The organism is Micromonospora sp. C31 (genome assembly GCF_018070575.1).
Taxonomy (GTDB): Bacteria; Actinomycetota; Actinomycetes; order Mycobacteriales; family Micromonosporaceae; genus Micromonospora.
The window spans coordinates 225,763-250,257 of the sequence record NZ_JAGPXN010000006.1; the positions used below are offsets into that span (position 1 = coordinate 225,763).

Below are 24,495 nucleotides of genomic sequence, written 5' to 3' on the forward strand. Positions count from 1 at the left end.
CGCGGCGGGCGGCTCCTTCCCCGCGCCCGCACGGCGGTCAGCGGTCGGCGAGCTCGTCGGCGTCGAGCAGGGCCGGATCGACCCGGCCCGTGCGGTACGCGGCCCGCCCGATCATCTGCGCCGCCACGGGGGCCGTGGCCAGCTGGAAGATCCCGACCAGCACCAGCATGCCCAGGTCGGCCGGGGTACGCAGCCGCAGCGCCAGGCCGAACAGCAGGAGCAGCACCCCGAGCACCTGCGGCTTGGTCGCGGCGTGCATCCGGTCCAGCGTGCCCGGGAAGCGCAGCACCCCGATCGCGGCGGCGAGGCTCAGCAGGGCGCCGGCCACCAGGGCGCCGCCGCCCAGCCAGTCGGCCACCGTGCCCCACATCAGGCCTCCCCCTCGTCGCGTACGGCGAAGCGGACCAGCGACACCGATCCGACGAAGCCGAGCATGGACAGCGCCACCAGCACCGGCAGGGTGGTGGCGTGGCGGTTCACCGCGGCCTCCGCGCCGACCGCGCCCACCATCGTGGCGAGCAGCATGTCGGCCGCGATCACCCGGTCGATCAGCGACGGCCCCCGAAAGAGCCGGATCAGGGCCAGCAGCGCGGTCACCGAGAACAGGACGGTGAGGGTGACGGCGAGGAACGTGCTCACGGGTCGGTTCCCCTCTCGACGGGATCGGCGTTCACGCGGCGGACCTCGGCGGCGGAGCCGACCGCGCGCACGAGCCGCCGCTCGACGGCGAGGATCCGCCTCCGGCTGCCGCGCAGGTCCTGCGGACCGTGCGTGTCGAACACGTGCACGTAGAGGACTCCGACGTTCCGGTCCACCTCGACGATCAGCGTGCCCGGCACCAGCGAGAGCGCCTCGGCGGTGAGCGCCAGGTTCAGGTCGGTGCGCACCCGCAGGTGGACCGCGATGATCGCCGCCCGGGGCCGGTAGCCGGGCCGCACCGCGACCCGGGCGACGTTCGCGCTGGCGCTGACCAGTTCGCCGACGAAGCGCACCGCGAAGACCAGCAGCGGCCCGGGGCGCAGCCGACCGCCGAAGCTCACCGGCGGCAGCGGGAAGAACAGCAGCACGGCGCCGGCCACCAGCGCCCCGCCCACGAGGTTGCCCCAGGAGAGGTCCCCCCACAGCAGGCTCCAGACCAGCACCAGCCAGCCGAAGGCGATCAGGCGGTCGCGCCGCCGCCCGCGCGGGGGCGCCCCGGCGGCCGGGGTCACGGGGCACCGCCCGGCAGCACGGAACGGATGTACGGGGTGCGCTCGTGCAGGTCCACGGCCGCGCGGGCGGTGACGTCGAACAGCGGACCGGCGACGACGGTCAGCGCCAGCCCCAGCCCGACCAGCGCGATCGTCGCGCCGACCATCAACGCGGGCAGGCGGACGACCGGCTCGGCGGTGGCCAGCCGGGGGGCCCGCCAGAAGGCGATGTTCCACACCCGCGAGGCCACGTAGAGGGTGAGCAGGCTGGTCACCGTCCCCGCCGCCACCAGCACGCCGGGCAGCGGCCCGCCGGCCGCGACGCCGGCCTGGAGCAGGCCGAGCTTGCCGAGGAACCCGGAGAAGGGCGGCACGCCGGCGAGGTTCATGGCCGGGACGAAGAACAGGACGCCGAGCAGCGGCGCCACCCGGGCCAGGCCGCCGAGGCGGCGCAGGTCGGTGCTGCCGGCCCGCTCCTCGACCAGCCCGGCGACCAGGAACAGCGTGGTCTGGATGGTGATGTGGTGCACCACGTAGAAGATCGCGCCGGAGAGTCCGGCCACGGTGCTCAGCCCCACGCCGAAGATCATGTAGCCGATGTGGCTGACCAGGGTGAAGGAGAAGAGCCGCTTCAGGTCGGACTGGGCCACCGCGCCGAGGATGCCGACCAGCATGGTCAGCCCGGCCACCACCATCAGCGGCCCGGCGAGCTGACCGCCGGGGAAGAGCAGCGTCTCGGTGCGGATGATCGCGTAGACGCCGACCTTGGTGAGCAGGCCGGCGAAGACCGCCGTGACGGGGGCCGGGGCGGTCGGGTAGCTGTCCGGCAACCAGGCCGAGAGCGGGAAGACCGCCGCCTTCACCCCGAAGGCGAGCAGCAGCATGAGCTGCAGGGTCAGCCGTACGCCGTCGGGCAGCGCGTCCAGCCGGTACGCCAGCTGGGCCATGTTCAGGGTGCCGGTGGCCGCGTACACCAGGCCCACCGAGGCGAGGAAGATCATCGAGGAGAGGATGCTGACCACCACGTACGTCGAGCCGGTGCGGATCCGTGCCTCGGTGCCGCCGAGGGTGATCAGCACGAAGCTCGCGGCCAGCAGGATCTCGAAGCCGACGAAGAGGTTGAACAGGTCCCCGGCGAGGAACGCGTTGGTCACGCCGGCGGTCAGCACCAGGTAGGTGGGGTGGTAGATGGTCACCGGCACGGTCTCGCCGAAGTCCCCCTGCCCCTGGCCGACGGAGTAGAGCAGCACGCACAGGGTCACCGCCGAGGAGACCACCAGCATCAGCGCGGCGAGCTGGTCCGCGACCAGCACGATGCCCACCGGCGCCGCCCACCCGCCGACGTGGGCCACCACCGGCCCGTGCCGGTACGCCTGCACCAGCAGCACCGCCGCCACCGCCAGCGTGGCCGTCAGGCAGGTCACGCTGACGACCCGTTGCAGCCCGGGCCACCGGGCCAGCAGCAGGGTCAGCGCCGCGCCCAGCAGCGGCACCACCACGGGCAGCGGCACGAGCCGGCTCATCGGGCGCCCCGTGGCGCGTACGCGGTCATCCGGGGCCGTCCCCGCGCCGGAGCCGACGCGGCGGCTCCGGGTCGGCCTGCTCCGGGTCGGCGTCCGGGCCCTCGCCCCCGAGGTCGACGGCGGCCAGCTCGTTGCGCTCGGCCGCCTGGCGGACCTGCCGGTCCTCGATGTCGTCGGGGACCTCGTCGTCGCCGGTGAGATACCAGCTGCGGTAGCTCACCGCCAGCAGGAACGCGGTCAGCCCGAAGGTGATCACGATGGCGGTGAGGACCATGGCCTGCGGCAGCGGGTCGCTCAGCGGGCCGGCGGGCGCCGTGCCGACCACCGGGGCGACGCCCGGGTGCCCGCCCAGCAGGATGAGCACGTTGATCCCGTTGCCGAGCAGGATGACGCCGAGCAGGATCCGGCTCAGGCTGCGTTCCAGCAGCAGGGTGACCCCGCAGCCGGTCAGCACCCCGGCGGCGACGACCAGCACCAGGCTCGGTCCCGCGCCGTCCGACCTCACGTCCGGTCCCCCCGCCGGTCGACCCGCAGCCCGCCCCCGGACTCGCCGGCCGCCTCGATGTGCCGGTCCACCTCGGCGCCGAGGCTGCGCAGGATGTCCAGCACCAACCCGACCACGACCAGGTAGACGCCGACGTCGAAGAAGAGGGACGTCACCAGGTAGAACTCCCCGATCAGCGGCAGCCACAGGTCGATCCGGGCGCTCTCGAGCACCGACGCGCCCGCGAACAGGGCGACGGCTCCGGTGCCGACGGAGACGAGGAGGCCGGCGCCGAGCACCGTGCCGGCGCCCACCGGGGCGGCCTCGGCCAACTCGTAGCGGCCGCCGGCCAGGTAGCGCACGGCCAGCGCCAGGCTCGCCACCAGGCCGCCGGCGAAGCCGCCGCCCGGCGCGTTGTGGCCGGAGAAGAGCAGGAACAGGGAGAAGACCACCACCGTGTGGAAGACCAGTCGGGTCACCACCTCCAGCACGATCGAACGCTGCCGTTCGTGCAGGGTCGCCCCGCCGCGCAGCCAGACCGGGTGCCCCGGCCGCTGCGCCCGCCTCGGCGGGTCCGGGCGGCGGGGGCGGGGCCCGGTCCGGGACCGCTGGAAGACCAGGCTGGCCACGCCGGTCGCGGCCACCACCAGCACCGACAGCTCGCCCATCGTGTCCCAGGCCCGGATGTCGACCAGGGTCACGTTGACCACGTTGCGGCCGTACCCCTGGGTGACCGCCAGGTCTCCGAACGCGTCGGAGATGGTGGTCGCCTGGCGGGCCGAGGCGGCGGTCAGGGCCAGCCCGCCGACCACCACGCCGACGACCAGCCCGATCGACCGGCGCACCCAGCGCCTGCGTCGCGGGCGGGCCGAGAACCGCTCCGGCAGCCGGCGCAGCACCAGCACGAAGACCGCGACGGTGGCGGTCTCGACGAGGAACTGGGTCAGCGCCAGGTCCGGGGCGCCGTAGGCCACGAAGAGCATCGCGGTCCCGTAGCCCGTCATGCCCACCAGCAGCATCGCCGTCAGCCGCCGGCGGGCGCCCACCGCGAGCACCGCCGCGACGGTCACCACCGCCACCACCAGGACCTGCACCGGGCTGTCCCAGAGGGCGATCCGGTCCCGCCACGGGCGGGTGGCCAGCATCGCCCCGCCGGGCACCACGGCGAGCACCAGCAGGATGACGCCGAGGTACTGCGGCAGCGAGCCGCGCTGGGTGGCGCCGGTGACCTCGATGGCCAGCCGGTCGAAGCGGCGGGTGACCCACTCGTACCCCTGGTCGCCGGTGACCGGGACGTGCAGCCGGGCCAGCACCGGGGCGAGCGGGCCGCGCAGCGCGAACAGGGCCGCGCCGCCGGCCACGGCGAGCGCGGAGAAGCCGAGCGCGGGGCTGAGGCCGTGCCACGGTGCCAGGTCCTTGCCGACGACGCCGAACAGCTCGGCGTACGGGCGGAGCAGGCCGTCGAGGATGCCGGCGGCCGGGCCGGCGGCCAGCCCGACGGCGGCCAGCAGGGCCGGCGGGCCGAGCATCGACGCCGGGATCCGCCCGAGGACCGTCCGCCGCACGCCCGCCCGGGTGGCGAACGCGCCCCAGACGAACCGGGCGCTGTAGGCGACGGTGAGCGCGGTGCCGGCCACCAGCACGGCGAGGACGGCGGGCCGGTCGGTGAAGGCGGCCAGCACGGCCTCCTTGGCGACGAAGCCGACCAGTGGCGGCAGCCCGGCCATCGACGCGGCGGCGAGCACCGTCACGGTGGCGAGCAGCGGCGCGCCGCGCCCCAGCCCGGACAGCTCGCGCAGGTCGCGGGTGCCCGCCAGGCGGTCGACGATGCCGACGACGAGGAAGAGCGGCGCCTTGAACAGGGCGTGGGCCAGCAGCATCACCGCCCCCGCCAGCGCGGTGTCCGGGGTGCCCGCCCCGAGCGTCACCGCGATCAGGCCGAGCTGGCTGACCGTGCCGTACGCCAGCAGCAGCTTCAGGTCGGTCTGCCGCAGCGCCGCCCAGCCCCCGGCCAGCATGGTGGCCAGGCCCGCGACCACGACCACCGGCCGCCACGGGCCGACGCTCGCCAGCACCGGTGCGAGCAGCCCGATCAGGTATACGCCCGCCTTCACCATCGCGGCGGCGTGCAGGTACGCGCTCACCGGCGTGGGGGCGGCCATCGCCGTCGGCAGCCACGAGCTGAACGGCAGCAGCGCCGACTTGGACAGCGCCCCGGCGAGGATCAGCAGGACCGCCGTGACGAGGTACGCCCCGGCCGGCAACGTGGCGGCGGTGATCTCCGACCAGCGGTAGGTGCCGGCGTGCCCGCCGAGCATGATGAACCCCACCAGCATCGCCAGCCCGCCGAGCGTGGTCACGGTCAGCGCCTGCGCCGCCGCCCACCGGCTGGAGCGCCGCTCGGGGCTGTGCCCGATCAGCAGGTACGAGAAGATCGTGGTGAGTTCCCAGCACACGTAGAGCAGCAGCAGGTCGTCGGCGAGGACCAGGCCGAGCATCGCCCCCGCGAAGGCCACCATGACGGCCGCGAACCGGGCCACGCCGGGCGACTCCCGGCCGAAGTAGTGGGCGCTGTAGACGAGGACCAGCGCGCCGACGCCGCCCACGAGCAGGACCATCAACCAGGACAGGGTGGTCAGCCGCAGCGTCAGGTCGACGTCGAGTTGGCCGACCCACGGGTACGTCTCGACCACCGCGCCGCCGTCGCGCACGGCGGGGGTGCGGGCCAGCGCCCACCCGAACGCGGCCGCTGGCGCCAGCGCCAGCGGGTAGCAGGCGCGGGGACCCCACCACCGGACGAGCAGGGGTGCGACGAGGGCCGCCACGAGGTGGAGGATCAGCAGTACGAGCACCCGCGCTCCCGGTCGAGGTGGCTGCGGCGCGCCGAGGTGGGACGGCACCTAGGTGCGATCACACGCCAGTTCGTCGCCCGGCGGGGGGTTTTGCGCGAATTCGTCCCGTTCTGCGGCGGGATGCTCAGCCGACGGTGACCTCGGCGACCGGGGCGACGGGATCCAGGGCGGGGCGCTCGCGGCGGGGCTCCACCAGCAGGTCGGGCCGGCCGAGCTGGACCACGATCTTGTTGACCACCCGCTGGGCGGCGGCGAGGGAGCGCACGGACAACAACCGGCCCCGACTCTCCCGCCGCAGCACGAAGTAGTGCACGGCGGCGCGGACCTGGCCCCGGTCGGCCGCACTGGCCTGCGCGGTGGAGACGACCAGCTCCCGCAGGGCGGCGGCGAGCCGCTCGGCCAGCTCCAGCTCCGGGCCGGACAGGCCGGCGCGGACGGCGGCCAGATGACTGTCGACCTTGCGGATGAGCACGTCGGTGCCGGGCTCGAAGCTCCGCTGCTCGACGGTCAAACCGATCCCCTCCACCCCAGGCCGACGCTCCGGGTGAAGTTACTTTATGTTGTGGGGCACAAGCAAGCAGTTAAGTAAGACTTAATGGATTAAACGCACAAACATCGCGCCCGGTCCGGAGCAGGGCTTCGTGCCCCCGCCAAGGGCCGGAATGTCGGTCCACCGGGGCAGGATGGATGGCGTGACGGATGCGATGGCGGGTTTCGGCGCGGCCACCCGGGAATGGTTCGGCGCCGCCTTCGCCGCGCCCACCGCCGCCCAGACCGGCGCGTGGAGCTCCGTCTCCGCGGGGCGCAACGCGCTGGTGGTGGCTCCCACCGGCTCGGGCAAGACGCTGGCCGCGTTCCTCTGGTCGCTCGACCGGCTGGCCCGCGAGCCCGCCCCGGCCGACCCCCGACACCGGTGCCGGGTGCTCTACGTCAGCCCGCTCAAGGCGCTCGCGGTCGACGTCGAGCGCAACCTGCGCACCCCCCTGACGGGCATCCGGCAGGCCGCCACCCGGCTCGGCGTCGCGCCGCCGGAGATCACCGTGGGGATGCGCACCGGCGACACCCCCGCCGACGAGCGACGGGCCTTCGCACGCACCCCGCCCGACATCCTCATCACCACACCCGAGTCCCTGTTCCTGCTGCTCACCTCCGCCGCCCGCGACTCCCTGCGCGGGGTCGAGACGGTGATCGTCGACGAGGTGCACGCGGTCGCCGGCACCAAGCGCGGGGCCCACCTCGCGCTCTCCCTGGAACGCCTCGACGAGCGGCTGCCCGCCCCGGCGCAGCGGATCGGCCTCTCCGCCACCGTCCGGCCGCTCGACGCCTGCGCGCGCTTCCTCGGCGGCGCCCGCGCCGTCGACGTGGTCGCGCCACCCAGCACCAAGACGATCGAGGTCAGCGTCCAGGTCCCGGTGGAGGACATGACCCGCCTCGACGAGCAGGAGCCGCCGGAGGACGAGCTCGGCGGTCCCGGCCCGCGTCGAGCGTCCATCTGGCCGGCGGTGGAGGAACGCGTCTTCTCCCTGGTCCGGGCGCATCGCTCGACCATCGTCTTCACCAACTCCCGGCGTTCCGCCGAGCGCCTCTGCGCCCGGCTGAACGAGCTGGCCGGCGAGGAGCTGGCCGGCGGGCCCGCGCGGCCCGGCGCACCGGGTGCCGGCTCACCCGCCCCGCACGACGGGCCGGGAGCCGTGTCGTCCGCACCGCGCGGCCAGCCGGAGGGCGCGCGGGATCCACGGGCCGACGGGTGGGGCGGTCCCGTGGGGCCGCTGCGCGCCGGTCGTACGCCTGGGGAGCTGATGGCGCAGGCCGGCGCGGCGGCCGGCGCGCCGCCGGTGATCGCCCGCGCCCACCACGGCAGCGTCTCCCGAGAGGAGCGCAAGCACATCGAGGAGGCGCTCAAGTCCGGCCGGCTGCCCGCCGTGGTGGCCACCTCCAGTCTGGAGCTGGGCATCGACATGGGCGCCGTCGACCTGGTGGTGCAGATCGAGGCGCCGCCCAGCGTGGCCGCCGGGCTGCAACGGGTGGGCCGGGCCGGGCACCAGGTCGGCGCGGTCTCCCGCGGCGTGGTCTTCCCCAAGCACCGGGGTGACCTGCTCTCCTGCGCCGTGGTGGCCGAGCGGATGGCCGACGGCGCCATCGAGGAGCTGCACCACCCGCGCAACCCGCTCGACGTGCTGGCCCAGCAGATCGTCGCCATGGTGGCGTTGGAGCCGTGGCGCGTCGGCGACCTGGCCGTGCTGGTGCGCCGGGCGGCGCCCTTCGCCGAGCTGCCCGACTCGGCGCTGCACGCCGTGCTCGACATGCTCTCCGGCCGCTACCCGTCCACCGCGTTCGCCGAGCTGCGGCCCCGGCTGGTCTGGGACCGCGCCACCGACACACTGACCGGCCGCCCCGGCGCGCAGCGGCTCGCGGTGACCAGCGGCGGCACCATCCCCGACCGTGGCCTCTTCGGCGTCTTCCTGGCCGGGGCCGAACGGGCCGCCCGGGTCGGCGAGCTGGACGAGGAGATGGTCTACGAGTCCCGGGTCGGCGACGTCTTCCTGCTCGGCTCGTCGTCCTGGCGCATCGAGGAGATCACCCCCGACCGGGTGCTGGTCTCCCCGGCCCCCGGCCAGGCGGCGAAGATGCCGTTCTGGAAGGGCGACCAGCTCGGCCGGCCCGTCGAGCTGGGCCGGGCCATCGGCGCCCGGGTGCGGGCCCTGCTGCGGCAGGACGACGAGACGGCGGTCGCCGCGCTGCGGGCCGGCGGGCTGGACGACTGGGCCGCGGGCAACCTGATGGCCTACCTGCGCGAGCAGCGCGCCGCCACCCGGTCCCTGCCCGACGACCGCACGGTGGTGGTCGAGCGGTTCCGCGACGAGCTCGGCGACTGGCGGCTGGCCGTGCACAGCGTGCTGGGCGCCCGGGTCAACGGGCCGTGGGCGCTGGCCATCGGCCGCCGGCTCGCCGAGCGTCACGGCGTGGACGCCCAGGTGATGCCGTCCGACGACGGCATCGTGGTCCGCCTGCCGGACACGGCCGACGAGCCGCCCGGCGCCGACGTGGTGGTCTTCGAGCCGGAGGAGATCGCCCAGCTCGTGGAGGAGTCGGTCGGCACGTCCGCGCTCTTCGCGTCCCGGTTCCGCGAGTGCGCCGCCCGTTCGCTGCTGCTGCCCCGGCGCGACCCGCGCCGCCGCCAGCCCCTGTGGCAGCAGCGGCAACGCGCCGCCCAACTGCTCGACGTCGCCCGCGAGTACGCCGACTTCCCGGTCACCCTGGAGGCCGCCCGGGAGTGCCTCCAGGACGCCTTCGACCAGCCCGCCCTGGCCGGGCTGATGCGCGACCTGGCCGCCCGAAAGGTGCGCCTGGTCGAGGTGGAGACCGTCCAGCCGTCGCCGTTCGCCCGCTCACTGCTCTTCGGCTACGTCGGGGCGTTCCTCTACGAGGGCGACGCGCCGCTGGCCGAGCGCCGGGCCGCCGCGCTGGCGCTGGACTCGACCCTGCTCGGCGAGCTGCTCGGCCGGGTCGACCTGCGGGAGCTGCTCGACCCGGCGGTGCTGGCCGAGACCGAGCGGCAGCTGCGCTGGCTGACCGAGCAGCGCCGTCCGCGCGACGCGGAGGACGTGGTCGAGCTGCTCCGCGTGCTCGGCGACCTCTCCGCGGCGGAGCTGGCCGAGCGGGGCGCCTCCCCCGCCTGGCTGACCGACCTGGCGGCGGCCCGCCGGGTGCTGCGCGTACGCATCGCGGGCGAGGAGCGCTGGGTGGGCGTCGAGGACGCCGCCCGGCTGCGCGACGCCCTCGGCGTGGCCCTGCCGGTCGGCGTGGCCGAGGCGTACCTCGCCCCGGTGGCCGATCCGCTCGGCGACCTCGTCGCCCGCTACGCGCGTACGCACGGGCCCTTCGCCGCCGCCACCTGCGCGGCCCGCCTCGGGCTCGGCGTCTTCGTGGTCGAGCAGACACTGCGCCGGCTCGCCGCCATCGGGCGGGTGGTCGCCGGCGAGTTCACCCCCGACACGGCCGGCAGCCAGTGGTGCGACGCGGAGGTGCTGCGGCTGCTGCGCCGCCGTTCGTTGGCCGCGCTGCGCCGGGAGATCGAGCCGGTGCCGCCCCGCGCACTGGCCGCGTTCCTGCCCCGCTGGCAGCAGGTCGGCTCGTCCGCGCGGGGGGTGGAGGCGCTGGCCGCCGCCGTGGAGCAGTTGCAGGGGGTGGCGGTGCCGGCGTCGGCGCTGGAGCGGCTGGTGCTGCCCGGCCGGGTCGCCGACTACTCCCCCGCCCAGCTCGACGAGCTCTGCGCCAGCGGAGAGGTCCTCTGGGCCGGCTCCGGGGCCATCTCCGGCGGGGACGGCTGGGTCACCCTCGCGTACGCGGACGTCGCGCCGCTGCTGCTTCCCCCGCCCGACGAGGCGCTCACCCGCACCCCGCTGCACGACGCGGTCCTGGACGCGCTCGGCGACGGGCAGGCGCTGTTCTTCCGTTCGCTCTCCGACCGCGTCGCCTCGACCGACGATGCCGCGCTGGCCGCCGTGGTCTGGGACCTGGTGTGGGCCGGTCACCTCACGAACGACACCCTGGCGCCGATGCGCGCGGCACTCGGCGGCGGCGGGGCGCACCGGTCCCGGGCCGCCGCGCCGCGCACCCGTTACCGGCGACCCGGCCGGGTGGCCCTGCCGACGCGTGGTGGCCCGCCGACCGTCGCCGGCCGCTGGTCCCGCCTGCCGGAACGCGACAGCGACCCGACCCGCCGCGCCGCGGCCCTGGCCGACGTGCTGCTCGAACGGCACGGCGTGGTGACCCGGGGCGCGGTGCTCGCCGAGCAGGTGCCCGGCGGCTTCGCCGCCGTCTATCCGGTGCTCTCCGCGATGGAGGAGCGCGGCGCTGCCCGGCGGGGTTACTTCGTCGAGGGCCTGGGCGCGGCGCAGTTCGCGGTGCCGGGCGCGGTGGACCGGATCCGGGCGGTGGCCGAGCCGACCGACGGCGGTCGGGGGCGCGGTGGACCGACCCTGGTGCTCGCCGCCACCGATCCGGCCAACCCTTACGGTGCGGCGCTGTCCTGGCCGGAGCGGGTCGTCGACTCGGGCGACGGGGCCGCCCCGGCGACCGGGCACCGGGCGGGCCGCAAGGCGGGTGCCGTGGTGGTGCTGGTCGCCGGTGACCTGGTGCTCTACGTCGAGCGCGGCGGGCGCACCATCCTCTCCTTCACCGACGACACGGGCCTGCTGACGGCGGCCGGGAAGGCGCTCGCCGAAGCGGTGCACTCCGGTGCGCTGGGCGCGATGTCGGTGGAACGTGCCGACGGCGAGGCGGTGCGGTCCTCGCCGCTGCGCGACGCCCTCACCGCGGCCGGCTTCCGCGCGACCCCGCGTGGCCTGCGTCTGCGCGGCTGACCCACACCGACAGGCACGAGAAGCCAGGCCGGCCGGAAAGCCGCGTCGGTGTCGGTCGGTCGGTGGTCTCGTGCACGGGGCAGCTCGACAGCGTCTCCGGAGCACGTCCTGCCACCAGCACCGCATGGTCGCCAGTCGGTCAGCGCAGGCTCGTGAGGACCTTCTCGTACCGGGCGCGGTCGGCGGCGGGGGTCTTCGCCTCCAGGTAGTTGAGCACCACCGTGCCCCGCCGGAACGACTGGCCGCCCCACGTCTCGGCGATGTCGCTGGCGCTGGTCTCGTCGGGGAAGACGTAGACGGTGACGGCGTCGGTGGCGACCAGCTCGGAGCAGCCCAGCCCGAGCCCGTCCGGGCCGCAGTCGACCGACCGGTCCCGGGGGTTCGGCACCTTGAGCCCGGCGGCCTTGAACGCGTCCACGACCTGCCGCGCCCCGGGCGTCCCGGTCGGCCGGACCGGCAGCTTCACGGTCGGCGGGCTGGCGGGACGGCGCTCGGTCGGCCCGCCGGCGCTCGGGCCCGCCGGGCCCGGGCCCTTCGGCGACGTGGTCGGCGGGGCGGCCGGCGTCGCGGTCGGGCCGGTCGGGCCCGACGACAGCGGGTCGGCCGGGGTCGACGCCGGGGCGGCCGGGGTCGACGCCGGGGGCGCGGCGCGCCGGTCCTCCGCGTCGTCGCCGCAGGCGGCGGTGAGTGCGGCGGCGATCACGAGCACCGCGACGGCGGGCAGGCTCCGGTTGGTCACCCCTGGCAGTCTGCCCAACCCGGCCCCGTCCCGGCAGTGGCCGGTCGGCCAGTGCCGCTGTCCCATTTCTGCCACCCCGCCCCGGTCGGCCGCCCGGTCCGGCGGGCGTACGCGCTTGGGGTCAGCAGAGCGGCACGGCGCCGCCGTGGATCGCCGAGACGTACGCGTGGCTGACGTACTGGCCGCTGGCGAGGCGGTTCCACCGGTTGGTGGTCCGGTACGGGCCGGCGACGGTCTGCCCGGTCACCTGGCACTGGATCGGCACGTTGGCGTACCGGGCGGCCAGGCCGCGCACCGCGTAGCCCGTGCTGGCGCCGGCGCGGATGTTGAGCGGGCCGTCGCCCACCACGCCCCGCGGGCCGCTGCCGGTCCACAGGTACGCCACGTCCACCCAGGCGTTGGTGGTCAGCTGCGACCCGTCCCGGAAGGTGCCGTCGGCGAGGTCGACGCCGGCCGGGTTCAGGGCAGAATCATGGCATTCTCCTCAGAACTCCCTGATCGTGCCCTTGTTGACAGATCGACAGGAACCTCCATACAAATAGCGACACATGCGAATTCGACTCGGACGAGGAAGGATGGACGGGTGCCCGAAGGCGACACCGTCTGGAACACCGCCCGCGTACTGCACCGCGCCCTGGCCGGCGCTTGCCTGAGCGGCAGCGACTTCCGGGTGCCGCAGCTCGCCGCCGCGGACCTCACCGGCTGGACCGTGCAGGAGTCGGCCAGCCGGGGCAAGCACCTGCTGCTCCGCCTCACCGCCCCACCACGGGCCGCAGCCCCGGGAGACCACGGCGGGGCGCGTTGGACGCTGCACTCGCACCTGCGCATGGACGGCGCGTGGCGGGCGTACGCGCCGGGGGAACGGTGGACGGCCCGGCCGGCCCACCTGATCCGGGTCGTGCTGCGCAGCGCGCGGGGGGTCGCCGTCGGCTACCACCTGCACGACCTGGCACTGGTGCCGACCGCCGAGGAGGAGGCGCTCGTCGGGCACCTCGGCCCCGACCTGCTCGGTGCGGACTGGGACCCGGCGGAGGCGGTACGCCGGCTGGCCGCCCACCCGGACGCCACCATCTCCGAGGCGCTGCTCGACCAGCGCAACCTGGCCGGCGTCGGCAACCTCTACAAGTGCGAGGTGCTCTTCCTGCGCGGCGTCTCACCGTGGACCCCGGTACGCGCGGTGCCGGACCTCGCCGGCACCGTCGCCCTGGCGCAGAAGCTGCTCGCGGCGAACCGGGGCCGCTGGACGCAGAGCACCACCGGGTCGCTGCACCGGGGGCAGACCAGCTACGTCTACGGCCGGCGCGCCCAACCCTGCCGCCGGTGCGGCACGGCGATCCGCAAGGAGGAACTGGGCGAGCGGGTCACCTACTGGTGCCCGCTCTGCCAGCCGGAACATCCCGCCGGCTGACCGGCACCGCGGGTCACCCGTCGGCCGGCGTGTCGGGCGGGACACTCCGTATCTGCGGCGACGATTCGCCTCGCCGCCGCAGATACGGACGATTGGGTACTTCCTAACCCCACCGTCGAGGTCGCATGCTGCGGTTGACTCCTCACGCATCGTCAACGAAGCGCGACCAGTCCGCCACGCCGCCGTGGCGGTCGCCGCGCCCGGACACCGGGGAGAGCCATGGAGCTGTTCCGCAGACTCCGCATCCCGTGGGCGCAGCGGGCGGCGCCCCGCACCGGCGACGACGTCGGCGACGGGACCGGGGCGGCCGGCGTCCCGGCGGCCCGGCGCGCGGCGGAGCCGGTCGTCGCGCCGGCCAGCCTCGATCCGGCCGCCGCCCCGCGCCACTTCGGCCCGGTGCCCAATTACGCGCACAGCCCGCGGCCGGTCGTCGACGCCGACGGCTCCGTGGTACCCGGCACCGGCATCCGCAAGTTCGTCGACGCGCTGCCACGCCCCGGCACACCCGGCCGCACCGAGCTGGGCGCCCGTCTGCCGGTGGCGGTGCCCGACACCGTCAGCTACCCGGGCTGCGACTACTACGAGATCGGCCTGGAGCAGTACGCGCAGCGGCTGCACCGGGACCTGCCGGCGACCCGGCTGCGCGGCTACCGGCAGCTCAACCTCGGCACGGACGCCCACGGGCACAACACGGTCGTGCCGGCGGGGCGGCCCTGGCACCTCGGCCCGCTCATCCTGGCCCGGCGGGGCCGGCCGGTCCGGGTCAAGTTCATCAACCAGCTCCCCACCGGCCGATCCGGCGACCTCTTCCTGCCGGTCGACCCCACCGTCGACGGCGCCGGAACCGGCCCGCTCGACGGCCCGGCACCCTACCCGCAGAACCGGGCGGTGCCGCGGCTGGCGGGCGCGCACACCGGCTGGACCAGCGCCGGCAACCCCTGGCAGTGGATCACCCCGGCCGGCGAGATCACCCCGTACCCGACGGGGCCCGGCCTGAGCCACGTGCCCGACATGCCGCCGCCCGGCGCGGGCGCCAGCACGCTCTACTACCCGAACGAGCAGAGCGGCCGGCTGTGCTGGTTCCACGACAACACAGTCGGCCTGGCAAGGCTCACCGTCTACTCCGGGCAGCTCGCGCTCTACCTGCTCACCGACCCGGCGGAGGAGCGGCTCGTCGCCGACGGGGTGCTCCCCGCCGACCAGCTGCCTCTGGTGTTCGAGGACAAGACCTTCGTGCCGGGGGACAGCCAGCTCGCCGGGGAGGACCCGACGTGGGACCGGGACCGCTGGGGCTCCCGGGGCAGCCTCTGGCACCCGCACGTCTACCAGCCCCGGCAGAACCCGCACCGGGCCGACGGGGCGAACCCGACCGGCCGGTGGGACTACGGCCCGTGGTCGCGTACGGGCGACGACACCGGGCAGCGGGGGCACGGGGGGACGCCGCAGCGGGCGGGCCCGGTGCCGAACCCGCACCACGACCCGGTCGCCGCACCCGACGAGCCGCCGTTGGCGCCCGGCGTACCGCACCCCTCGGCGGTGCCGGACGCGTTCGGCGACACCGTGCTGGTCAACGGGACCGCGTACCCGTACCTGGCGGTCGAGCCGAGGACGTACCGGTTCCGGATCCTCAACGCCTGCCTGGACCGTGCCCTGAACCTCCAGCTATACCGGGCCCGCTCGGACGGGCCGATGTGGGACGCGGACGGCGGGCTGGCCGACGCCGACGCCGGTGAGGTGCCGATGGTGGAGGCGGTGCGCGCGCCGGACCGACCGGCCGGCTGGCCGACGGACGGGCGCGACGGCGGGGTCCCGGACCCGCGCGCCGCCGGCCCGGAACTCGTCCAGATCGGCAACGAGTGCGGCCTGCTCCCCGCGCCGGTGGTGGTGCCGAACCAGCCGGTCGGCTACCGGTACGACCGGCGCGACCCGACCGTGCTCAACGTCGACGGGCACGCGCTGCTGCTCGCCCCGGGGGAGGCGGCCGACGTGCTGGTGGACTTCTCCGCCGTCCCGCCCGGCGGCACCCTGATCCTCTACAACGACTGCCCGGCCCCGCTGCCCGGCTTCGACCCGCGCGCCGACCACCGCACCGGTGGCCCGGACCGCACCGCCGAGGGCGGGGCGCCACCGACTTACCCCGGGTACGGGCCGAACACCCGCACCCTGCTCCAGTTCCGGGTCGCGGGCACCCCGGCGCCGCCGTACGACCTGGCTGGGCTGCGCGAGCGCCTGCCCGGCGCGTACGCGGCCAGCCAGCGCCCGCCGATCGTGCCGCAGCCGGCGTACGACGCCGCGTTCGGCACCCGGACGGCGCGCGACACGGTGGTCCCGGTGCACGCCGGCACGGTCAGCTTCGTCCCGGCCGGCGCCGCCGCCCCGGTGCTCCTGCCGATCGAGGTCAAGTCGGTGCAGCAGGTCTTCGAACCGGACCACGGCCGGCTCGTCGGCCGGCTCGGCGTCGGGCACCCGCACGCCGGGCCGCTCTCCCCCACCGTCCTGCCCCTCGGGCCGACCGACCCGGCCACCGAGGTGCTGCACGTCAGCGATCCGGCCGTCGCGGTGGGCGGGCCCGCCGACGGCACCCAGCTCTGGCGGATCCGCGGCAGCAGCCGGCAGACCCAGCCGGTGCGGTTCACCGGCTGCGACGTGCAGGTGATCGGCCGGGTCGGCTGGGACGGCGCCACCCGCGCACCGCACCCGGCGGAGCGGGGCTGGAAGCAGGTCGTCCGGGTCGACCCGTGTGAGGACGTGGTCGTCGCGCTCCGTCCGGTCGCGCCGCCCTTGCCGTTCAAGATCGGCGACAGCGTACGGCTGCTCGACCCGAGCCGGCCGGCCGGCGCCCGGACCGGCTCGACCCCGGTCAGCCCGCTGGACGGCCGGCCCGCGACGGTGGTGAACCAGCCCGTCAACCTGGGTTGGGAATACCACTGGCACAGTCAGCTCGGCGGCCACCGGGACCAGGGCATGATCCGGCCGCTGGTGCTGCGGGTGGCACCCCGGGCACCGAGCGGGCTGACCGTGACCCCCGTCCCCGGCTCGGCCACCGCGCTACCGGCGATCGCCCTGACCTGGACGGGCAACGGCAGTCGCCCGCCGGCCACCAGCCATCTGCTCCAGCGGGCCACCGACGCCGCCTTCACGCAGGGGCTCACGGCGATCACCGTGGCGGCCACGGCGACCCGCTACACCGACGCCACCGTCACCCCGGGGGTCACCTACCACTACCGGATCCGGGCGGAGAACGCGGTGAGCTGTTCCACGTGGTCCAACAGCGTGCCGGCCGCGGTGCGGCTCGCCGCACCGGCCGGGCTGACCGCGACGATCCCGCCCGCCGCGCCGCTGCGGATCGCGCTGCGCTGGGCCAACCGTTCGTTCGCCACGGGGATCGACGTGCAGCGGGCCACCAACCCGACGTTCAGCAGCGGGCCGGGCACCACCGCGATCGGGGTCGGCGACAACCACCTCGATGCCGCCGTCGCCCCGGACACCACCTACTACTACCGGGTGCGGACCACCTATCTCGGCGCCGCCTCGGCCTGGTCGACCGTGGCCCGGGCGACCACCCCGCCGATGCCGGGCCCGCCGACGGGCGTGACCGCCACCGCTACCGTCACCGGACCGGACACGGCGACGGTGATCCTCGGCTGGGCGTCCAGTACGCCGGCCTCACCGGGCGCCGGTTTCGTCGTGCAGCGGGCGCTGGACCCGGCGTTCAGCCGGGGGGTGGCGACCTTCACCGTCACGGGCCGGGGCTTCACCAACACCGGGCTGGCGCGCGGCGTCACCTACCACTACCGGATCCGCTCGTTCAACGTCGTCGGCAGCTCCCCGTTCACCGGCCCGGTCCCGATAACCACACCCCGGTGACCCGCGCCGATCAGGCAGTCTGCATGACCACCCGGGCACGAGGGCTCGGCGCCGTGGTCAGGGTGTGCGCAGCGGGGCGCCGACGGTACGCAGCTCGGTCAGGGCCGAGGCGACGCCGTGCAGCAGGTCGGTCGCCTCGGTGAGGCGGGAGGCGGCCGGGTGCGCGGCGTCGGGGTGGGCCTCCCCGGCGACGTAGCCGGCGGCGGCCACGACCAGCCGCTCGTACGCGGTGACGCCCTGCTCCAGCTGGGCGGCCAGGGCGCGGTGCGCCTCGGCCAGCGCCGGCCGGGACTCGGCCGGGGCGAGCCGGAGCGTGCGCTCGACGCTGGCCACCCGGTCGGCGAGGTCGCGCAGCGACCGGTCGGCCTCGGCGGCCTCCAGCACGGCCGGCGAGGCCAGTCCTGTCAGCCGGCCGGTCATCCCGGCGAGCGTGAGGGCGGCCCGGTCCAGCCGGGCCCACGGCTCGGCGGCGCTGGTGCCGCGCAGCGCCACCCGCGAGCGCACCCGCCGGACCTCGGCCAGCACGCCTGGGCCGACGGGAAGCCGTTCCACGGCGGCGACCAACCTGGCGCGCGACCGCGCGGCGGCCTCGGCCGGGGCGAGCGGCGCCGGCGCCGGCTGGGCGGCCAGCGCCCGCAGGTCGATCCAGCGCCAGGCGGCCAGCACCAGCGCACCGCCCGCGCCGGCCGCCCAGGCCGCGTCGGGCAGCCCGAGCCCGGCGTACGGGGTCAGCACGGCGGCGGCGCCGCTCAGGCCACCGGCCGTGACGCTCCACCGACGTGCGGACCCCCGCAACCGGCTCAGCCGCCGGAAGTACCGCGTGCGCTCGTCTGCCACCTCTGCCTCCTCGACCCGGCCGCTCAGCCGGCGGCGGTGGTGTCCCCGGTGCCGCGCTCGCGGCCCATGCTGGCCCGGATCTCGTTCAGGCGGGCAGCGGCCGCCGGGTCGGCGGCCGGTGCGGCGGGCTGAGCCTGCTCCGCACCCGCTCGTTCCTGCTTGGCGCCGAGCTGCTCGCCGGCCATGCTCGAGCGGATCTGCTCCAGCCGGGAGGAGCCGGCCGAGTCGAGGGTCGACTTCTGGATCTCCAGCATGCGGCCCTCGACGGAGTTGCCGGCCAGCTCGGCGCGGCCCATCGCGGTGGCGTAGCGCTGCTCGATGCGGTCGCGCACCTCGTCGAGCGAGGGCGTGTTGGCGGGGGCGGCCAGCGTCGACATCGACTCCAGCGAGCGGGCCACGCTCTCCTGCATCTTGGCCTGCTCCAGCTGGCTGAGCAGCTTGGTGCGCTCGGCGAGCTTCTGCTGCAGGATCATCGAGTTGTTCTCGACCGCCCGGCGGGCCTGGGCGGCGGCGCCGAGCGCCTGGTCGTGCAGGGTCTTGAGGTCCTCCGTGGCCTGCTCCGCCGAGACGAGCTGGGTCGCCAGGGTCTGCGCGGACTGCTCGTAGCGGCCGGCCTCGGTCTCGTCGCCCCGGGCGCGGGCCTGGTCGGCGAGGACCAGTGCCTGGCGGGCGTTGGCCTGCAACCGCTCGACCTCGGTCATCTGACGGGACAGCTTCATCTCCAGCTGCCGCTGGTTGCCGATCACGGCGGCGGCCTGCTGGACCAGCCCCTGGTGCTGGCGCTGAGCCTCCTCGATGGCCTGCTGGATCTGCACCTTCGGATCGGCGTGCTCGTCGATCCTGGCGCCGAAGAGCGCCATCAGGTACTTCCACCCCTTGACGAACGGGTTCGCCATCTTTGCGTTGTCCCCTCAGTAGCGTCGCTCCGCCTCGACCGCGCCGGGTGCTCCCGACCGGCTCCGGCGCGGCAGTGGCTCCATCGTCCCAGCCGGGCGCCACCGGGGCACCCGTACCGGCGAGCGAAGCGAGCGCCGACGCCGTCCGCGATCAAGGGTACGCGGCGGGGTCGAGGCCGACCACGTGGCGCGGCAGGGGAAGGGGTTGGTCAGGCGGCGCAGACCACGTCGCGCTCGCTGCCCCGGACCCGGGAACTGCGCAGGGTGGCCTTGAGCGGGGAGTCCTGACGGACCTGGACGGCGACCGTGCCGTCCGAACTGACCTGGTGCACACCCCGACCCGTGTTCCTGCGCACCGCGACGGCGGCGGCGGGGGCGGCCGGCTCGTCCTGCACCGGCACCAGCACGCCGGGCATCTGCTCGGCGAGGGCGACGGTGTCGCTGACCTCGCGCAGCAGCTCCGACAGACGCGCACCGAGGGCGTCGCAGATCGCCGCCAGCAGTTCGCTGGAGGGCTCCTTCTGGCCGCGCTCGATCTCGGAGAGATAGCCGAGGCTGACGTTGGCGGCGGAGGAGACCTCCCGTAGGGTGCGGTGCTGCCCCTGCCGGCGCGCCCGCAGTGCGTCACCGATCACGCGGCGTAGCAGGACCATTCGCACCTCCCCCTGAGGGACACCACTCTTCCACGCGGCCCGTCCGGCACGTCGAGCCGAACCGGTCGCCGGAGCCTTCCCGCAACCGTACCCGTTGCCGGCCCTCACGACATCCCACCCCGCCCCTCGGATCGCGGGACGACGGTCACCGGCGACCGGCGCCGGCCGCGTCGGTCCGCCCGCCCGCGGTCCCGGCCGCCCGGGGGTCGGCCGCCTCGGACCCGGCCACGTCGGTCTCGTCGATCCGCGCGGCGAGCAGCCGCAGTGCCTCGACGACCGTGGCGGAGCGGATGTGGTCGCGACCGCCGTCCAGGTCGAGCTGCCGGACGTGGGTGCCGGACGGTCCGGCCACCGCGACGTAGACCAGCCCGACCGGCTTGCCGTCCTGCGGTTCCGGGCCGGCCACCCCGGTGGTCGCCAGGCCCCAGTCGGCCCCGCAGCGTCGCCGCCCGCCCTCCGCGAGAGCGACCGCCACGTCCGGGTCGACCGGCCCCCGGTCGGCCAGCAGATCCTCCGGTACGCCGGCGAGCCGCGACTTGAGTTCGGTGGCGTAGACCACCAGGCCACCCCGGAAGATCCCGCTCACCCCGGCGATCTCCACGATCGAGGCCGCCAGCAGCCCGCCCGTGAGCGACTCGACGGTGGCCAGGGTCTCGTGCCGCTCCGAGAGGCGGTGCACCACGCCGGCCGCCGGGCTCCCGACCGGCCGCGCTCCGTCCGCGTCACTGTCCATGTCCCGGGTCCTTTCCCCGCCGCGCCCGCCCTACTCATCCTTCCCGACCGGCACGGGGGCACGCCGGGGAGGTCGTCGCATCCGGGCTCCGCCGGCGTCGGGACCGGCGAAGGCGCCGGACGGGCCACGGGTCAGGCGCGGGGGCGGCGGAGCCGGAGAGCCTGGGCGACGTAGTCGAAGCCGGTGACCACCGTGACGCCGACGGCAGCGGCCATGATCCACGGGCCGACGGCGGCGAGCACGGCCGGCATCGGCCACAGGTACCACGTGATGGCCAGGATCTGGAGCGCGGTCTTGACCTTGCCGCCCCGGCTGGCGGCGATCACGCCGTGCCGGATCACCCAGAAGCGCAGCACGGTGATGCCCAGCTCGCGGACGAGGATCACGGCGGTCACCCACCAGGGCAGCCGGTCGTACCAGGAGAGCAGCAGCAGCGCCGCTCCGGTGAGGGCCTTGTCCGCTATCGGGTCGGCGACCTTGCCCACCGAGGTGACCAGGGCGAACCGGCGGGCGATCCAGCCGTCGACCAGGTCGGTGGCGGAGGCGACGGCGAAGACCAGACAGGCGACCATCCGCCAGCCGGCGTGGGTCATCGCCGAGGCGGCCACGGACGCCGCGAAGACCGGTACCAGGGCCAGCCGCAGCGCGGTGAGCGCGTTGGCGGCGTTCAGCACGGGCACACGGGCCACCACCGGCGCGGGCGTCGAATCCGTCGCCCCGGTCACCGCCGCACCCCGCCGCGGCCTCCGTGGCGCACCTGGCACCCCACCACGCGGTCCCCCCGCTCCGTCCGGGCCCGCCGTCACCGTGTTGCGCCGGGCGCAGCCGAGATCATCTCATCCGGGACCGCGACCAGGTCCACCCCTTCGGTGCCCGTGACCGTCGCCCGCACCAGGTCGCCCGGGCGCAGCGCGGCCAGATCCACCCCGCCGGCGGGCGGGGCGACGAGGGTGGTCGAGCCGTCGACCTCGGGGGCCTGGTGCGCCGCCCGACCCTCGACCACGCCGTCGTCGACCGAGTCGACCAGCACCTCCACCGTGGAGCCCAGCCGTTCCTCGGCGCGCTGCGAGCAGAGCTCGTCGGCGAGCGCACTGAGCCTGTCGTAGCGGCGCTTGACCGTGGCGGCGGAGACCTTGCCCGGCAGCCCGGCGGCCTCGGTGCCGTCCTCGTCGCTGTAGTCGAAGACCCCGATCGCGTCCAGCCTCGCCTCGGTCAGGAACCGGACCAGCTCCTGGTAGTCGGCGCGGGTCTCGCCGGGGAAGCCGACGATGAAGTTGCTCCGCGCGCCCGCGGCCGGGGCCAGCGCGCGGGCACTCGCCAGCAGCTCCAGGAACCGGTCGGTGGAGCCGAAGCGGCGCATCCGGCGCAGCACCGGCTCGCTCGAGTGCTGGAACGACAGGTCGAAGTAGGCCGCCACGCCGGGCGTGGTGGCGATCGCCTCGACCAGGCCGGGCCGGGTCTCGGCCGGCTGGAGGTAGCTCGCCCGCACCCGGACGATGCCGTCGACGGCGGCGAGCTGCGGCAGCAGCTTCTCCAGCGCCCGTGGGTCGCCCAGGTCCTTGCCGTAGGAGGTGGAGTTCTCGCTGACCAGCACCAGCTCGCGTACGCCGGTCCTGGCCAGCCACTCCGCCTCGGCGAGCAGCTCGTCGGGCGTACGGGAGACGAAGGCGCCGCGGAAGGCGGGGATGGCGCAGAACGCGCAGCGCCGGTCGCAGCCGCTGGCGAGCTTGAGCGAGGCGACCGGGCCGGTGTCGAGCCGGTGGCGCAGCACCTGGCGCAGGTGGGCCGGGGTGTGCTCGTCGGTCTCGGTGACGCCCCGGACCGGGGTACCGTGACCGGGCAGCGACACCGCGCTGTCGCGCCGCGAGACGGGGGTCAGCGGCAGCAGCTCACGCCGGTCGCGCGGGGTGTGTGCGCCGATCCGCTCGCCGGCGACCACGGCGTCCAGCCGGGCGGCGATGTCCGGGTAGTCGTCGAAGCTCAGCACCGCCTGCGCCTCGGGGAGGCTGTCGGCCAGCTCGCGGCCGTACCGCTCGGCCATGCAGCCGGCGGCGACCACCTTGGCGCCGGTGTCGGCGGCGGCCAGCAGGGTCTGGATGGAGTCCTGCTTCGCCTTCTCCACGAAGCCGCACGTGTTGACGACCACCACGTCGGCGCCCTCGCCGTCGGTGGTCACCTGCCAGCCGTCGGCGTGCAGCCGGGCGGCCAGCTCCTCCGAGTCGACCTCGTTGCGGGCGCAGCCCAGGGTCAGCAGGGCGACCCGACGGCCGTCGGGCGACTCCACGTCGCGGCGCGGCGCGGCCGGACCCGTCGAGCCGGAGTTGTCGGACGACGACTCCAGGTCGCGGCGCGGTGCCAGACGCGCCGAGCTGGAGTTGTCGGAGGAGGAGGTGGCAGACACCATCCGAGGGTACCGGGCCGGCGGGCGGCGCCCGTCAACGGCGGGCCGCCGCATCGACCGCCTCACACTCCCCCGCCGTCACGGCCGGCTCAGGCCACCGCCGCGCCGACCCGGACCAGCCGGTCGAGCAGGAAGACCTCCGTGCCGGCCAGGCCGGTCGAGCAGAAGACCGAGACCTGGTCCGCGCCGGTCCGGCCGAGCACCGCGCCCGCCAGCACCGCGCCCAGGTCGCGCAACCGCCCGGCGTACGCGGGCAGCGCCGCCAGCATCGGCGGGTCGTACGCGGCCGCCTGCGCCGGCGAGTCGGTGACCAGCAGGTCGGCGGCGTCCAGCAGGTCGGTGCCGAACTCGTGCCGGTCGACCTGCTTGAAGCCGACCGCGTTGACGTGCGTGCCGGGGGCCAGGTCGGTGGCGTCGAGCACCGGGGTGACGGCGGTGGTGGCGAGCACCACGACGTCACGGTCGCGCACGGCGGCGCGCGCCGAGTCCACCGCCCGCGCCGGCACGCCCAGCTCGGCGCGGACCCGGGCGGCGAACGCCTCCCGCCGGGCGGCGGAGCGGCTGTGCACGGTGACCTCGCGCAGCGGGCGGACGGCGGCGGCGGCCCAGACCTGCGTCCAGGCCTGCCCGCCCGAGCCGATCACGCCCAGGGTGGCGGCGTCCGGCCGGGCCAGGGCGTCCACGGCGATCCCGCCGAGCCCGCCGGTGCGCCGGGAGCCCAACTCCTCCCCCACCGCCACCGCCCGGACCGCCCCGGTGCGCCCGTCGTGCAGCACCACCACCTGTTCGCTCTGCGGGTGCCCGAACGTGTCGTACGAGCGGAAGCCGTACCACTCCCCGGCGAGGTGCCCGGCGGTGAGCACCATCCGTCCCCCGCCCAGCGGCGCGGCAGCCCGGGGCGGGGCGACCAGGCGGCCCGCGTACGCGGCGAGCAGGGCGTCGCGCATCGCGGCCACCGTGGTGGGGGCGTCCAGCGCGGCGGCGACATCGGGATCGGCGAAGAGCAGCGGCATGACCCGATACTGCAAGTTGAAGCAAGGTTCACGTCAAGCCGTGGTGGCCCGGCCCACCCCGCCCGCCACCAGGCCGGTGCTACGGTCGGTCGTGGCGGCCCCGGTCGCCCCGGACGAGTGGTGGGCGTACCCGGTGAGGCCAAGACGCCCCGTGTGTACCGAGCCCACCCGTCCCGGCCCCGACGGTCCGGGCGCCGACGCAGAGGTGATCCGCCATGGCCTGGATCGTGCTGGTGATCTCCGGACTTCTCGAGACCGCGTGGGCGATCGCCCTCGACCGCAGCGCCGGCTTCACCCGGCTCGTCCCGTCGCTGGTCTTCGGGGTGACCCTGGTGCTCAGCATGGCCGGGCTGGCGTACGCGCTGCGCGAGATCCCGGTCGGCACCGGCTACGCCGTCTGGGTCGGCATCGGGGCGGTCGGCACCGCCCTGGTCGGCATGCTGGCGCTGAACGAGCCGGCCAGTCTGCCGCGGATCGCCTGCCTGCTGCTGGTGGTCGCCGGCGTCGTCGGTCTGAAGGTCTTCCACTGACCG

At 75.6% G+C, this 24,495-nt stretch carries 20 protein-coding genes and 1 riboswitch; of the genes, 4 read left to right on the forward strand and 16 right to left on the reverse strand.

What is annotated here, in order from left to right:
- Positions 1-37: 37 nt before the first annotated feature.
- The 7 genes from mnhG to KBX06_RS11170 form a co-directional block, all read right to left on the reverse strand.
- Positions 38-370: a monovalent cation/H(+) antiporter subunit G gene (gene mnhG / locus KBX06_RS11140; RefSeq protein WP_210834388.1), complete on the reverse strand. Its 333-nt coding sequence runs from the start codon at positions 368-370 to the stop codon at positions 38-40.
- Positions 370-639 (reverse strand): monovalent cation/H+ antiporter complex subunit F, encoded by a 270-nt coding sequence (locus tag KBX06_RS11145; RefSeq protein ID WP_210834389.1) that lies wholly within the window; start codon positions 637-639, stop codon positions 370-372. The genes mnhG and KBX06_RS11145 overlap by 1 nt, the downstream gene beginning before the upstream one ends.
- Positions 636-1,211: a Na+/H+ antiporter subunit E gene (locus tag KBX06_RS11150; RefSeq protein ID WP_210834390.1), complete on the reverse strand. Its 576-nt coding sequence runs from the start codon at positions 1,209-1,211 to the stop codon at positions 636-638. The genes KBX06_RS11145 and KBX06_RS11150 overlap by 4 nt, the downstream gene beginning before the upstream one ends.
- Entirely contained in the window at positions 1,208-2,713 is a 1,506-nt protein-coding gene (locus tag KBX06_RS11155) for a Na+/H+ antiporter subunit D (protein ID WP_210834391.1), read from the reverse strand. The genes KBX06_RS11150 and KBX06_RS11155 overlap by 4 nt, the downstream gene beginning before the upstream one ends.
- Positions 2,714-2,738: 25 nt before the next feature.
- A complete protein-coding gene (locus tag KBX06_RS11160) occupies positions 2,739-3,218 on the reverse strand; it encodes a Na(+)/H(+) antiporter subunit C (protein WP_210834392.1) in 480 nt (159 codons plus the stop codon).
- Positions 3,215-6,049 (reverse strand): Na+/H+ antiporter subunit A, encoded by a 2,835-nt coding sequence (locus tag KBX06_RS11165; protein ID WP_210834393.1) that lies wholly within the window; start codon positions 6,047-6,049, stop codon positions 3,215-3,217. The genes KBX06_RS11160 and KBX06_RS11165 overlap by 4 nt, the downstream gene beginning before the upstream one ends.
- Before the next feature lie 124 nt (positions 6,050-6,173).
- Complete coding sequence (locus KBX06_RS11170) at positions 6,174-6,560, reverse strand: hypothetical protein (protein WP_210834394.1); 387 nt, start codon at positions 6,558-6,560, stop codon at positions 6,174-6,176.
- 172 nt (positions 6,561-6,732) lie between these two features.
- On the opposite strand from KBX06_RS11170, the gene KBX06_RS11175 reads away from it, so the two are divergent.
- Positions 6,733-11,415 (forward strand): DEAD/DEAH box helicase, encoded by a 4,683-nt coding sequence (locus tag KBX06_RS11175; RefSeq protein ID WP_210834395.1) that lies wholly within the window; start codon positions 6,733-6,735, stop codon positions 11,413-11,415.
- 139 nt (positions 11,416-11,554) lie between these two features.
- Here KBX06_RS11175 and KBX06_RS11180 read toward each other — a convergent pair whose 3' ends face one another.
- Positions 11,555-12,154: a hypothetical protein gene (locus KBX06_RS11180; protein WP_210834396.1), complete on the reverse strand. Its 600-nt coding sequence runs from the start codon at positions 12,152-12,154 to the stop codon at positions 11,555-11,557.
- Positions 12,155-12,275: 121 nt separating this feature from the next.
- Complete coding sequence (locus KBX06_RS11185; RefSeq protein WP_247685629.1) at positions 12,276-12,545, reverse strand: hypothetical protein; 270 nt, start codon at positions 12,543-12,545, stop codon at positions 12,276-12,278.
- A 192-nt stretch (positions 12,546-12,737) separates the two neighbouring features.
- Here KBX06_RS11185 and KBX06_RS11190 point away from each other — a divergent pair, with 192 nt between their 5' ends.
- Together KBX06_RS11190 and KBX06_RS11195 are read left to right on the forward strand one after the other, a co-directional pair.
- Positions 12,738-13,562: an Fpg/Nei family DNA glycosylase gene (locus KBX06_RS11190; RefSeq protein WP_210834397.1), complete on the forward strand. Its 825-nt coding sequence runs from the start codon at positions 12,738-12,740 to the stop codon at positions 13,560-13,562.
- Positions 13,563-13,781: 219 nt separating this feature from the next.
- A complete protein-coding gene (locus tag KBX06_RS11195) occupies positions 13,782-17,429 on the forward strand; it encodes a hypothetical protein (protein WP_210834398.1) in 3,648 nt (1,215 codons plus the stop codon).
- A 57-nt stretch (positions 17,430-17,486) separates the two neighbouring features.
- On the opposite strand, the gene KBX06_RS11200 is transcribed toward KBX06_RS11195, so the two are convergent.
- The 7 genes from KBX06_RS11200 to KBX06_RS11230 form a co-directional block, all read right to left on the reverse strand.
- Positions 17,487-18,266, reverse strand: a complete 780-nt coding sequence (locus tag KBX06_RS11200) for a hypothetical protein (RefSeq protein WP_210834399.1) — start codon at positions 18,264-18,266, stop codon at positions 17,487-17,489.
- Positions 18,267-18,289: 23 nt separating this feature from the next.
- Positions 18,290-19,162 carry a PspA/IM30 family protein gene (locus KBX06_RS11205; protein WP_210834400.1) on the reverse strand — a complete coding sequence of 291 codons (873 nt, stop codon included), beginning with the start codon at positions 19,160-19,162 and terminating at the stop codon, positions 18,290-18,292.
- A 209-nt stretch (positions 19,163-19,371) separates the two neighbouring features.
- Complete coding sequence (locus KBX06_RS11210) at positions 19,372-19,815, reverse strand: helix-turn-helix domain-containing protein (protein WP_210834401.1); 444 nt, start codon at positions 19,813-19,815, stop codon at positions 19,372-19,374.
- 145 nt (positions 19,816-19,960) lie between these two features.
- Positions 19,961-20,548: a CinA family protein gene (locus KBX06_RS11215; RefSeq protein WP_210834402.1), complete on the reverse strand. Its 588-nt coding sequence runs from the start codon at positions 20,546-20,548 to the stop codon at positions 19,961-19,963.
- Positions 20,549-20,679: 131 nt separating this feature from the next.
- On the reverse strand, positions 20,680-21,273 hold the full coding sequence (gene pgsA / locus KBX06_RS11220; RefSeq protein WP_210834403.1) for a CDP-diacylglycerol--glycerol-3-phosphate 3-phosphatidyltransferase: 594 nt from the start codon (positions 21,271-21,273) through the stop codon (positions 20,680-20,682).
- 77 nt (positions 21,274-21,350) lie between these two features.
- Positions 21,351-22,952, reverse strand: coding sequence for a 30S ribosomal protein S12 methylthiotransferase RimO (gene rimO / locus KBX06_RS11225; RefSeq protein WP_247685630.1), 1,602 nt, complete (start codon positions 22,950-22,952; stop codon positions 21,351-21,353).
- Between the two features lie 86 nt (positions 22,953-23,038).
- Positions 23,039-23,962 (reverse strand): ornithine cyclodeaminase family protein, encoded by a 924-nt coding sequence (locus tag KBX06_RS11230; RefSeq protein WP_210834404.1) that lies wholly within the window; start codon positions 23,960-23,962, stop codon positions 23,039-23,041.
- An 89-nt stretch (positions 23,963-24,051) separates the two neighbouring features.
- A riboswitch (guanidine-III (ykkC-III) riboswitch) is annotated at positions 24,052-24,116 on the forward strand.
- 61 nt (positions 24,117-24,177) lie between these two features.
- Here KBX06_RS11230 and KBX06_RS11235 point away from each other — a divergent pair.
- Positions 24,178-24,492 (forward strand): multidrug efflux SMR transporter, encoded by a 315-nt coding sequence (locus KBX06_RS11235; RefSeq protein ID WP_210834405.1) that lies wholly within the window; start codon positions 24,178-24,180, stop codon positions 24,490-24,492.
- The last annotated feature ends 3 nt before the right edge of the window (positions 24,493-24,495 follow it).

Coding starts and splice junctions, on each gene's coding strand:
- mnhG (WP_210834388.1), bottom strand. CDS start 370: ATGTGGGGCACGGTGGCCGACTGGCTGGGCGGCGGCGCCCTGGTGGCC.
- KBX06_RS11155 (WP_210834391.1), bottom strand. CDS start 2,713: ATGAGCCGGCTCGTGCCGCTGCCCGTGGTGGTGCCGCTGCTGGGCGCG.
- KBX06_RS11175 (WP_210834395.1), top strand. CDS start 6,733: ATGGATGGCGTGACGGATGCGATGGCGGGTTTCGGCGCGGCCACCCGG.
- KBX06_RS11195 (WP_210834398.1), top strand. CDS start 13,782: ATGGAGCTGTTCCGCAGACTCCGCATCCCGTGGGCGCAGCGGGCGGCG.
- KBX06_RS11205 (WP_210834400.1), bottom strand. CDS start 19,162: ATGGCGAACCCGTTCGTCAAGGGGTGGAAGTACCTGATGGCGCTCTTC.
- KBX06_RS11210 (WP_210834401.1), bottom strand. CDS start 19,815: ATGGTCCTGCTACGCCGCGTGATCGGTGACGCACTGCGGGCGCGCCGG.
- KBX06_RS11215 (WP_210834402.1), bottom strand. CDS start 20,548: ATGGACAGTGACGCGGACGGAGCGCGGCCGGTCGGGAGCCCGGCGGCC.
- rimO (WP_247685630.1), bottom strand. CDS start 22,952: ATGGTGTCTGCCACCTCCTCCTCCGACAACTCCAGCTCGGCGCGTCTG.
- KBX06_RS11230 (WP_210834404.1), bottom strand. CDS start 23,962: ATGCCGCTGCTCTTCGCCGATCCCGATGTCGCCGCCGCGCTGGACGCC.
- KBX06_RS11235 (WP_210834405.1), top strand. CDS start 24,178: ATGGCCTGGATCGTGCTGGTGATCTCCGGACTTCTCGAGACCGCGTGG.